Consider the following 12436-nt stretch of genomic DNA (forward strand, 5'->3'; position numbering starts at 1 on the left):
AAATCACTAAATTCGCAAAATAGGAATAGCAAAATTACAAAATTATGAACAATGAAGTAGTAATTGTAAGTGCTGCCCGAACACCAATTGGTAGTTTTCTGGGTAGCTTATCTAATATATCAGCCACAAAATTGGGATCCATAGCCATTAAAGGAGCTTTGGATAAGATCAATCTTAAACCCGAGCTAGTTGAAGAGGTTTTAATGGGAAATGTGGTTCAGGCTGGTACGGGACAGGCTCCTGCACGACAAGCGGCTTTGGGAGCAGGTGTTCCCGATACTGTTCCTTGTACAACAATCAATAAAGTATGCGCTAGCGGAATGAAATCCGTAATGCAGGCTGCCCAATCGATCATGCTAGGAGATGCGAGCATAATTGTTGCAGGCGGAATGGAGAATATGAGTATGATTCCGCATTATCTTCATTTGCGTCAAGGTAAGAAGTTTGGTCCTGCAGAAATGGTGGATGGTATGCAAAAAGATGGTTTAGTAGATGCATACGATAAAAATGCTATGGGTGTTTATGCAGATCTATGTGCTACGGAATATAATTTTAGCAGAGAAGATCAAGATGCCTATGCTGTAAAATCTTACGAAAGATCTGCTGCTGCCTGGAAGGCGGGTAAATTTGATGACGAAATTATTCCTGTTGAAGTTCCTCAGCGTAAAGGCGACCCCATTATCTTTAAAGAAGATGAAGAGTACAAAAATGTAAGGATGGATAAAATTTCTTCTTTACGACCTGCGTTTAGTAAGGACGGAACCGTAACTGCCGCAAATGCTTCTACCATTAATGATGGTGCCGGTGCTATTGTACTTATGAGCAAAGCTAAAGCCAAAGAATTAGGTTTGAATATCTTGTGTACCATAAAAGGTTTTGCAGATGCTGCACAAGAACCAAAATGGTTTACAACAGCTCCTGCTAAAGCGCTTCCCAAAGCCCTAGCCAAAGCTGGAATAACGCAAAATCAAGTTGATTTTTTTGAATTTAATGAAGCTTTTTCGGTAGTTGGTTTGGCCAACATGAAAATTTTGGGTTTATCTGATGAAAATACGAATGTAAATGGTGGGGCCGTTTCTTTAGGACATCCATTAGGTTGTAGTGGTGTGAGAATTTTAATTACATTAATTAATGTTCTTAAACAAAACAATGCTAAATTGGGCGCTGCTGCCATTTGTAATGGCGGAGGCGGTGCGTCTGCTATGATTATCGAAAGAAATTAGTCCTAAAATTGAAATTTACGTTTTAAATGCAATACGGTATTTGCCCCTTAAGCATTGTGCCACTTCGTTTAGCTCCCTCAAATGAAAGCGAAATGGTTTCACAGCTTCTTTATGGAGAACATTTTAAAATACTAGAAGAACGTGCAAAGTGGAGTCGAATTCGTGTTGCTTTCGACAATTCTGAAGCATGGGTGAGCAATAAACAAATTCATAATATAGATGAACAATCTTATGTAAAGATAGATACTGAAGCCCCAATTCTTACTGCAGATTTAATTGAGTTCATTTTTGATGAAAATCAGCTATTGACACCGGTGCCTATGGGATCGCAATTAAATGGAAACTTCTGTCTTAAAAATACGTTTGATGGCAATACGGTAAGTGGAATTTCTGAAAAGGAAAATGTCATCAAAACGGCTTTATTTTATCAGAATAGTCCTCATTTATGGGGAGGAAAATCTCCTTTAGGAATAGATTGCAGTGGTTTTACTCAAATGGTTTATAAGCTGAATGGTTACAAACTTCAGCGAAATGCAAGAGACCAAGCGAAACAGGGAGAAGCATTAAGTTTTATTGAAGAAAGTGAAGCTGGTGATCTTGTATTTTTTGATGATAACGAAGGATTAATCAATCATGTGGGGATTATGATGAAGGATAATTACATAATCCATGTAGATGAAAAAGTAAGAATAGATCGAATAGATCATTCCGGAATTTTTAATACTGAATTACGCCGACACACGCACAAGCTAAGAGTTATTAAAAAAATAATTTAAAAGAATTCTCCATATCCATAGTTGTAGCAAATATGTTAAAGAAAATTTTAGTTTTCATAACCGTGCTAACTTTGTTTTCTAGTTGCAATGAAAAATTCGATCATCTAAATTTCGAAAAGCAAGTGGTATATGATATTTTCCCGAAATTAATGGATTCTCTGCATAGAGATACTAGAGTTCCTTTTCCTGCACCACCATATAAATCTGATTCTCTTGGTAATAGGTGAGAGTTTGATACAATTGAATCCCAGAGAAGATGGAAGGAATTTGATAGATTAAAACTTGAATATTATCAAGATTCTGTAAAATTGGTGACTGCAATTAGCGATTCAACTTTTTTACCACACGGAGGCTAAAAGAACCAATTACTAAAATTTTACAATCTTAATAATTTAGCTATTGATACTATAAATAACAATGAAAAATATAAGATTGATATTGACGAATTGAATGCGGACACTAAGATAAGATTTATTTATAGATCGGACTTACCAGAAGGAAGAGAAATTTGGAGAACAGATTATAAATTTTATCTAAACTCTGTTGTATCGATTAGTAGAATACAATTTGATATAAATAAAAAGTTTGGTGTAATGTCAATTGGTTATTCGACGGGAATATTAAATGGTATTGGATTTAGAGTTTTTATAAGGGAAAATAAAGAAGGTGATTGGGTAATTGATAGAATTCAAACAACATCTATTTCGTAATAACATACTTGCAACAACGTTTACGGTTATAGCAAGTTGCGGGAGTAGCGACGCGGACTTGTCGGCTTAGTTGTTTTCTTTCTTGGTTTCCAAAATTACACTTTTTCGAATAAACCCGTTATTTGCGATGAACCGATGTTGCCTGCTGCGCCTATTGATTAAGTAAATTTGAAATTATCCTACCCCCAGAAGTTACTGCATAAATACCTTTATATTCGTTACTCCAGAGGCCGTTGATAGCTTGGGTAGACTCATATTCTAAAGAATAAAAGCCTCCATTAACACTATATATTTTACCTGGATTATAAGTTGATCCAGTTGTAAAATATATAGTTGTTCCTGTGAAAAATTTTAGGTCGTTAACAGGACCAAGATCCTCTAGAACTTTAGTCCACTCTTCTCCGTTGAAAAAAAGTAAATTCCCACCTGAACCACTAGCATAAATGTATTCATTATTATACCCTTCAATAGAGGATAGAAAATTACCTTCTAATTGAGAACCTTCCAACATGTTTCTCCAATCTGTACCATTTGTATAAAAGATGAAGTCCTTTTCACCACTGAAAGCAACAACATAAAGATTGCCGTCATTGTCTCCCCAAGCATCTTGGAAATGAACTTCTTCTTCTAAAATTTTTACTAGCTCATTACTTCTATATAAATAAAACCCATTACTAGCACTTAAATACACCTTTCCGTTTATTATACTAACATTTGTGAAATTTATATTTTCAAAGGTCTTTGTGAACCAACGGTCGCCATTAAAACTAAATAATCTACCATCTGATCCTACTGCATATATTTCACCACATGAATTTCCTTCTACATCAAGAATAACAATTTCACCTTCGTAATTTTCCTTTGTAATCCATTCGTCGTTTTCTTGAGATACTATGATCGCTTTATCAGGTTCATTTCTGTGACCTCCTACTGTATATAAACAATCGTTAATCCCCCAAAGACTGAATAATGGGTTTTCCAATTGTTTTTCAATAGTCCATTTATTACTCAAAGAGTTTTTTTCTTCAGGACGATTATCGAAATCTTTAGAACAGCTAAAACTTACAATGGCCAGGAAGAAGTAATATTTTTTCATAATTTAATCAGAATATAATACAATTTTAGAGTATTTTGACGTGACAAATGTTAATTGAATATGAATTTTACTATAAACTTGTGTAGGCGTTGCTGGCACAACGGTTAATCGCCGAAAAGCGGCAGCGTTAGAAAGAAAATAATTATCTCGATCAACAGATCAATACTAACCGGACAAATTCGGGTCCCTTACGCCAACTGCCGATAACCGAGACCGTGAACATCAAGAATTTCGATAAAAAAAGCCCGCTAAAATTAGCGGGCTTTTTTGTAAGTAATCAAATAAAATTTTATTGCTCTAGCATAGCTTTCATTTCAGCAGCTTTCTCTTTGTTTCCAACTTGAGTGTAAATATTCATTGCTGTTCTGATCGCATCTGTATTTTCAGGATTCTTCTCTACAGTAGCTTCTAAATAAGGAAGCGCTTCTTTATAGATTTCTTTACGTTCTTCAGATAATTCTTCATAACGCTTGTTATCCTCTTTGCTCATTCCAAGACCGTTCATCTCTTCTATGATATCACGTTCTTTACTTAATATAACCGCTGCAATATTCATTCTAGCATTATCCATATCTGGATCAATTTCTAATGCTTTTTTGTAATATTCAACTGCCTGATCTTGATCGCCTATTTCAGCTGTACTTACACCAAGATTATAATACAGATTAGCATCGTTAGGATTTTTCTTAACCAATTCGCTCATCAATTGATTGTACTGCTCCTTGTCGCCCATCTGGTAATACATATTAGCTTCAGCTTGCAGAAGTCCTAAATCGTCAGGATTATTTGCTTTCGCATCGTCCATTGCTTCAATTGCTTTATCATTATTTCCTTCCTGAATATGAATTAAAGCGATATTTTTAGCAATCTCACCTCTTTTTGATGGTTGTTTTTCGTCTTTTGGCTCAGAGTAGTTACCAGTTTTCATCATTAACTCTCTTTGCTCTTTAGACATAGATTCACGCTCACCAGTTTCGTTATTCAAAGCAGTGTATTGCGTAGAAGCACCATCAAAGTTGAGTTCTCTTAGTTGCTCATAGTACTTAAGAGCATCATCATAGTTTTGACCATTAAGAGAATTGGCAGCTGCGTAATACAAATAAATAGTATCCTGCTTATTTAAATCATAGCTAGCTACTAATTTATCTGCTGCGCTTTTATAATTCTCAGAATTTTGATCGTCAATAGCACTTTGTACTAATTGATTTCTAAGATTAGCTAGTCCTTCCTGGGCATCATCGCTTCCCATTTCGACAGCTTTCTTATAAGCATCTCCCGCGGTTTTAAAATCATCTACAGAGACACCACTTCCATCAGCTAAATAAGCTTGCGCTTTATATAAATAGAATCTTTCAGTCCACTTATCATTAGCTTCAGATAGTTTTTGTTCTGCAGTAGCTAATTCAGTTTTAGCTTTGTCGAAATTACCATCTTCGATAAAATCTTCCGCATTTTTAATTTCATCTTTTTGTGCTATTGCTGAAAGACTAATGAATGACAATAGCGATAATGTCAAAATATTCCTCTTCATTGTATTGGTTTATTTATTTAGTTTATTCTTCTGAATCATCTTGAACAATATCTGTGCCATCTGTAGGTTCAATTGGTTTTTCCACGTCTTCAGCATCTTCAACTAAATCCAATTCATCATCTTCATGTAAAACTTTAGCTACTGCTGCAATAGAATCTTTACCTTTTAGGTTTATTAATCGAACTCCTTGTGTGGCTCTACCCATTACACGAAGATTATTGACTTCCATTCTAATAGCGATACCAGATTTGTTGATTATCATTAGGTCATCGTCATCGGTAACGTTTTTAATAGCTACAAGGCCACCTGTTTTATCGGTTACAGAAATTGTTTTAACTCCTTTACCTCCGCGATTCGTAATCCTGTAATCTTCTAGACTAGAGCGTTTTCCGTAGCCTTTCTCTGATACTACAAGAATGTTAGATTCCATGTCGTCTACAGAAATCATACCTACAACTTCATCATTATCATCGGCTAAAGTAATACCACGAACTCCGGAAGCATTTCTACCCATTGGTCGGGTTTTGCTTTCCTCGAACCTGATTGCCTTTCCGCTTCTAACTGCGAGCATCACCTGGCTGTCACCAGTAGTAAGTTTAGCTTCCAGTAACTCGTCACCATCTTTAATTGTAATAGCATTAATACCATTCGTTCTAGGACGAGAATATTGTTCTAGAGAAGTTTTTTTAACCTGACCTTTTTTAGTGGCCATGATTACAAAATGATTGTTGACATATTCCTCATCTTTGAGGTCTTGTGTACAAATAAATGCTTTTACGCGATCATCTGGCTCAATATTAATAAGGTTTTGGATTGCTCTACCTTTAGAAGCTTTACTACCTTCAGGAATTTCGTAAACCCGCATCCAGAAACATTTACCTTTCTGTGTAAAGAAAAGCATATATTGGTGATTTGTTCCAGAGAATAAGTATTCTAAGAAATCTTCATTTCTTGTAGTGGAACCTTTTTGACCAACCCCTCCTCTATTTTGGCGCTTATATTCGTTTAATGATGTCCTTTTAATATAACCTGCATGAGAAATTGTAATAATAACTCTTTCATCCGGGATCATATCTTCGATACTAAGATCACCACCAGCATACTCTATAGTAGATCGTCTACTATCGCCATATTTCTCTTTAACTTCAATTAATTCGTCTTTAATTACCTGCATTCTGCGCTCTTTACGTGCCAAAATGTCTTTTAGGTCCTTAATAGACTCTACAATATCATCGTATTCTGCTCTTAACTTGTCTTGTTCTAGTCCTGTAAGCTGCCTTAATCGCATATCTACGATTGCCCTAGCTTGAACTTCAGATAACTCAAAGCGCTCAATTAATTTATTTCGAGCTTCTTCAGCGTTACCAGAACCACGGATGATGGCAATTACTTCATCAATATTATCTGAAGCAATGATCAAACCTTCTAATATGTGCGCTCGATCTTCAGCTTTTTTAAGTTCGTATTCTGTTCTACGAACAACTACCACATGTCTATGTTCGATGAAGTGAGAAATGATATCTTTAAGATTCAACATTTCTGGTCTTCCGTTTACAAGAGCAATGTTATTTACGCTAAATGAAGATTGTAGCGCAGTATGTTTAAATAATGTATTTAATACAATATTTGGAATTGCATCACGCTTTAATTGATATACGATACGCATACCATTACGATCAGATTCGTCTCTAATAAGACTAATTCCTTCAATTTTTTTCTCGTTAACTAAATCGGCAGTTTTCTTAATCATATCTGCCTTATTCACCTGATATGGAATTTCAGTCACTACGATACATTCGCGACCTCTAACTTCTTCCAAATTACTTTTAGCTCGCATAACAATACGGCCACGACCTGTTTTAAAAGCTTCTCGAACGCCATCATAACCATAGATAATTCCTCCTGTTGGAAAATCTGGTGCTTTAATATGTTGCATCAAAGCATCAATCTCGATATCGTGATCTTCTATATATGCAATAGTACCGTCTATAACCTCAGAAATATTATGAGGTGCCATATTAGTTGCCATACCTACGGCAATACCACTAGCACCATTAACCAATAAATTTGGAATTCTGGTTGGTAAAACTACAGGTTCATTTAAGGAATCATCAAAGTTAAGTTGCGTATCAACAGTTTCTTTATCAATATCAGCAAGCATATCCTCACTGATTTTTCGCATTCTAGCTTCCGTATAACGCATTGCTGCAGGACTATCTCCATCGACAGATCCAAAGTTACCCTGGCCATCAACGAGCATGTATCTCATACTCCATTCCTGCGCCATTCTAACCATGGTATCGTATACAGAGGAATCACCGTGCGGGTGATACTTACCTAAAACTTCACCTACAATTCTTGCTGACTTTTTATATGCTCTATTAGAAAGTACTCCTAATTCGTACATTCCAAAAAGTACTCTTCGATGCACCGGCTTTAGACCATCACGAACATCCGGTAACGCACGTGACACAATGACCGACATTGAATAATCAATGTAGGCCGACTTCATCTCTTCTTCAATGTTGATAGGAATAAGCTTTTCTCCTTCAGCCATATTTCAAATTGTTTAGTTCACAAATCTAACGTGGCAATTTACATATTTTCTATATGTTTCACGGTGGATTAGCTAATGTTTTCGTATTTTTTATTAACAAAATTTTATTGGCTTAAAGTTGATAAGTTAACACCTTTACATTTTGATTTTTGAAAGTTATTTTGTCAATTAGCTATAGATTCAGCATTAGGTACAGTTTTTGGTCTATTCTGAATAAAAAAATAATAAAGAGAGAAAGGAAAAAACATGGATGATAATTTTTCACCAAGAGTAAAAGATGTTATAGCGTACAGTAAAGAAGAAGCCTTAAGATTGGGGCACGACTTTATAGGTACAGAGCATCTAATGCTCGGGTTATTGAGAGACGGTGACGGGAAAGCCATAAACATCCTAAATGCTCTGGATATTGATCTAAGCCATTTAAGACGAAAAGTAGAGATTCTAAGTCCTGCTAATCCAAATATGACCGCAGTTTCTAATGAGAAAAAGAATCTGCACTTAACAAGACAGGCTGAACGTGCTTTAAAAACAACGTTTTTGGAAGCTAAGTTATTTCAGAGTCCAAATATTAATACGGCACACCTGTTATTGTGTATCTTACGTAATGAAAACGACCCCACCACCAAATTGCTTAATAAACTTAAGATCGATTATGATGGGGTAAAAGATCAATTTAAATTTATGATCGCAAACGACGACTCAGATTATACTCAGGGCCCAGCAGCAGAATCATTTTCTGATGATGATAGCACAGATGATGCTACTAAGGACAACCCATTTAGTGGAACAGGTTCTGCCGGTGGCGGAGGTTCTACAGGAAAAACCAACAAAAAATCTAAAACTCCGGTTTTAGATAATTTCGGTAGAGATCTTACAGCAATGGCAGAAGCTGATAAACTAGACCCTGTTGTTGGAAGAGAAAAAGAAATAGAGCGTGTTTCTCAAATATTGAGTAGACGTAAAAAAACAACCCTCTCTTAATAGGAGAACCGGGTGTTGGTAAATCTGCAATAGCAGAAGGTTTAGCGCTAAGAATCGTTAAGCGAAAAGTATCTAGGATACTTTTTGATAAACGTGTGGTGACTTTAGATCTTGCAAGTCTTGTTGCGGGTACAAAGTATCGTGGGCAATTTGAAGAGCGAATGAAAGCGGTGATGAATGAGCTTGAAAAGAATGATGATATTATTCTTTTTATTGACGAAATCCATACAATCGTGGGTGCTGGTGGCGCAACAGGTAGTTTAGATGCCAGCAACATGTTTAAGCCTGCTTTAGCTAGAGGTGAAATTCAATGTATTGGTGCCACTACTTTAGATGAATACCGCCAATATATTGAGAAAGACGGTGCTTTAGAGCGACGTTTCCAAAAGGTGATTGTAGAACCAACATCTGTGGAAGAAACCATCGAAATTCTTAATAATATTAAGGATAAATATGAAGATCACCATAACGTAGAGTATACTCAAGAAGCTATTGAGGCTTGTGTGAAGTTGACCAATCGTTATATGACCGATAGATTCCTTCCGGACAAAGCTATTGATGCTTTAGATGAAGCAGGGTCACGTGTACACATCACTAATATTGATGTCCCTAAGCAAATTCTTGATTTGGAGCGTAAGCTTGAAGAAGTTCGCGAAAAGAAGAATACTGTTGTTAAGAAACAGAAATACGAAGAAGCAGCAAAGCTTAGAGATGATGAGAAGAACCTGGAGAAGGAATTAGCAATAGCTCAGGAGCGTTGGGAAGAAGATTCCAAAAAACATAAAGAAATTGTTAGTGAAGATAGTGTTGCCGATGTAGTTTCGATGATGACGGGTGTACCTGTAAATCGTATTGCACAAACAGAATCTAATAAACTGGTTGAGCTTCCTAATAAAATTAAAGGCAAAGTTATCGGTCAGGATGATGCTGTAGCGAAGGTGGTAAAAGCAATTCAGCGTAATCGTGCCGGACTTAAAGATCCGAATAAACCAATTGGTTCATTTATATTTTTAGGTCAAACAGGTGTTGGTAAAACGCAGTTAGCAAAAGTGTTAGCTCGAGAGCTTTTCGATAACGAGGATACGCTTATTAGAATAGATATGAGTGAATACATGGAGAAATTCGCTGTATCTAGATTAATTGGTGCACCTCCGGTTATGTAGGTTACGAAGAAGGTGGACAGCTTACCGAGAAAGTTAGAAGAAAACCTTACGCTGTAATTCTCTTAGACGAGGTAGAAAAAGCACATCCAGATGTTTTCAACATGATGTTGCAGGTTTTAGACGACGGTTATTTAACTGATAGTCTTGGTCGTAAAATCGATTTTAGAAATACGATCATTATCATGACCTCTAATATTGGAGCAAGAAAACTTAAAGATTTTGGACAGGGAATTGGGTTTGGAACGCAATCTCAACGTGCGCAAGCCGATGAAAATACAAGAGGCGTTATCCAAAATGCTTTGAAGAAAGCGTTCTCACCAGAGTTTTTAAATAGAATTGATGATGTAATTGTATTTAATGCCTTAGAAAGAGAGCATATTCACAACATTATCGATATCGAACTTGAAAAACTATACGGTAGAATTGGTGGTTTAGGATATGAACTTAAATTATCAGATGAAGCCAAAGATTTTATTGCTGAAAAAGGCTTTGATAAACAGTATGGAGCTCGCCCATTAAATCGTGCTATCCAGAAATATATTGAAGATGCTTTAGCTGAAGAAATTATAAATTCTAAAATTTCTGAAGGTGATGTAATCGAAATGGATTACAAAGAAGGTGAATCAGAATTATCTATTAAAGTAGATAAAAGCAAAGATACCGAGGAATCTGAACCGAAGAAATAAATTTTGAAATTGAAATTGAAAAAGCCTCATGCTTCTGCATGAGGCTTTTTTTATGTTTTTCAAACATTTGGAAATTAATCTGCAAATAAAGACTGAAACGCAGCACCCATATTTTCAGCAATATCGCCAGAAATTAGCGCCTGATAAGATTTATTTTCAGCAACAATATCTCCTGAAAGTCCATGAAGATAAACACCAAGAATTGCAGCTGCTAAAGGTTCATATTGTTGAGAGATCAAGCCGGTAATTATTCCCGACAATACATCACCGCTACCCGCAGTGGCCATTCCAGGATTTCCACTATTATTGATGTAGATATTCCCTTCGGCACAAGTAAATGTATGAGAACCTTTTAATACCAAGATCACATCATAGGTTTTGGTGAATTCTTCAACTTTTTTCAGTTTATCGAAATCGTCTTCCCACTCCCCTATTAAACGCTCTAATTCTTTTGGATGCGGAGTTAGAACTGATTTCTTCGGAAGAAATTCTAACAACTCTTTGTTTTCAGAAATCATATTTAGTCCATCTGCGTCGATTAACATTGGCTTTTCAGTAGCCTGAAGTAATTTTTTGAATGCTTGAACCGTCATCTGGTCTTTCCCAGCTCCCATCCCAAAGCAAATCACGGAAGGATCCATGCTATGATCTATATTGGTCAATTTTTCTTCATTTTTATCAGTAATAACCATCGCTTCAGGCAAAGCAGTTTGTAAAATAGTATAGCCACATTTTGGCACAAAAGTGCTAACTAACCCGGCACCGGTTCTTAAAGCTGCGGTAGTAGTTAATACCATACTTCCTATTTTTCCGTAGCTTCCACCTATAATTAATGCATGTCCATAGTCACCTTTATGAGAATTAGATTTTCTTGGTTTGTAAAGTACTCTTGCTTCGTGTTTGCTTATTAGATTACTATTCGTTTTTTCAGAATTTAGAAACTCACGATCCAAACCAATATCTAAAACTTGTAAATCACCTACATAATCCATTGTTTGTGGCAAAAAGAACACAAGTTTAGGAGTCTGAAAGCTAATTGTGAAACTTGCAGAAATAAGTTGATATTCTTTTTTAAGAATTCTATCTAAAAACAATCCCGAAGGCATATCAATCGCCAAAATAAATGCTTTTGAATTATTTATATGCTTCACCAGATTAGCGATCCAACCTTCTAATGGTCGATTAAGACCTATCCCAAAAATAGCATCAATAATAAAATCATTTTGGCTCAGCGCAGGAAAATCACCTTCATCCTTTATATATTCTGGCCAGTCGTTTGTAGTTTCTTTTAGGCGTTCATAATTCAGTAAAAAATCATCAGAACGTTTATCTGTATAATTTACCACAAAAACCTTAACATGATAACCTTTTTCTATAAGAAGTCTTGCTATTACTAATCCATCTCCTCCGTTGTTTCCTACTCCGCAAAAGATTTTTATGTCAATTTCTGCATTCTGAATTCGCTTGTGTATTTCTTCAGTAGTTAAGCTTGCAGCTCTTTCCATTAACTCTTCAGAAGTTATATTTTGGTTTTTTATAGTGAGCGCATCTGCTTTTTTTAGTTGCTCAGCAGAAAAAATCTTCATAAACGGTGCTATTTTAAGGTTTTCTCAAATATAATACATAGAAAAAGTATAAAAGAAGGTTTGACATTTCCTTCACAATTTCAGGGAATCTATGGTCAGTTCAGGCTTAATTCTATAAATTTGCAAA

6 protein-coding genes and 1 pseudogene are annotated in these 12436 nt (G+C 35.8%); 3 read left to right on the forward strand and 4 right to left on the reverse strand.

Annotation, left to right across the window (positions count from 1 at the left end):
* The first annotated feature begins 44 nt into the window (after positions 1-44).
* Positions 45-1223 carry an acetyl-CoA C-acyltransferase gene (locus QWY91_RS04295; RefSeq protein ID WP_290232035.1) on the forward strand — a complete coding sequence of 393 codons (1179 nt, stop codon included), beginning with the start codon at positions 45-47 and terminating at the stop codon, positions 1221-1223.
* A gap of 26 nt (positions 1224-1249) precedes the next feature.
* Entirely contained in the window at positions 1250-1999 is a 750-nt protein-coding gene (locus tag QWY91_RS04300; RefSeq protein ID WP_290232037.1) for a C40 family peptidase, read from the forward strand.
* An 861-nt stretch (positions 2000-2860) separates the two neighbouring features.
* Here the strand turns inward: QWY91_RS04300 and QWY91_RS04305 are convergent.
* The 3 genes from QWY91_RS04305 to gyrA form a co-directional block, all read right to left on the reverse strand.
* Positions 2861-3805, reverse strand: coding sequence for a beta propeller repeat protein (locus QWY91_RS04305; protein WP_290232038.1), 945 nt, complete (start codon positions 3803-3805; stop codon positions 2861-2863).
* Positions 3806-4094: 289 nt separating this feature from the next.
* Positions 4095-5336, reverse strand: coding sequence for a tetratricopeptide repeat protein (locus tag QWY91_RS04310; RefSeq protein ID WP_290232040.1), 1242 nt, complete (start codon positions 5334-5336; stop codon positions 4095-4097).
* A 22-nt stretch (positions 5337-5358) separates the two neighbouring features.
* On the reverse strand, positions 5359-7893 hold the full coding sequence (gene gyrA, locus QWY91_RS04315; protein ID WP_290232042.1) for a DNA gyrase subunit A: 2535 nt from the start codon (positions 7891-7893) through the stop codon (positions 5359-5361).
* A gap of 246 nt (positions 7894-8139) precedes the next feature.
* Here gyrA and QWY91_RS04320 point away from each other — a divergent pair.
* Positions 8140-10723 (forward strand): annotated as a pseudogene (locus QWY91_RS04320) (ATP-dependent Clp protease ATP-binding subunit).
* A gap of 74 nt (positions 10724-10797) precedes the next feature.
* On the opposite strand, the gene QWY91_RS04325 reads toward QWY91_RS04320, so the two are convergent.
* Complete coding sequence (locus QWY91_RS04325; RefSeq protein WP_290232044.1) at positions 10798-12309, reverse strand: NAD(P)H-hydrate dehydratase; 1512 nt, start codon at positions 12307-12309, stop codon at positions 10798-10800.
* Positions 12310-12436: the final 127 nt, after the last annotated feature.

Origin of the sequence: Zunongwangia endophytica (genome assembly GCF_030409505.1) — a bacterium.
In the GTDB taxonomy this organism is placed as follows: Bacteria; Bacteroidota; Bacteroidia; order Flavobacteriales; family Flavobacteriaceae; genus Zunongwangia; species Zunongwangia endophytica.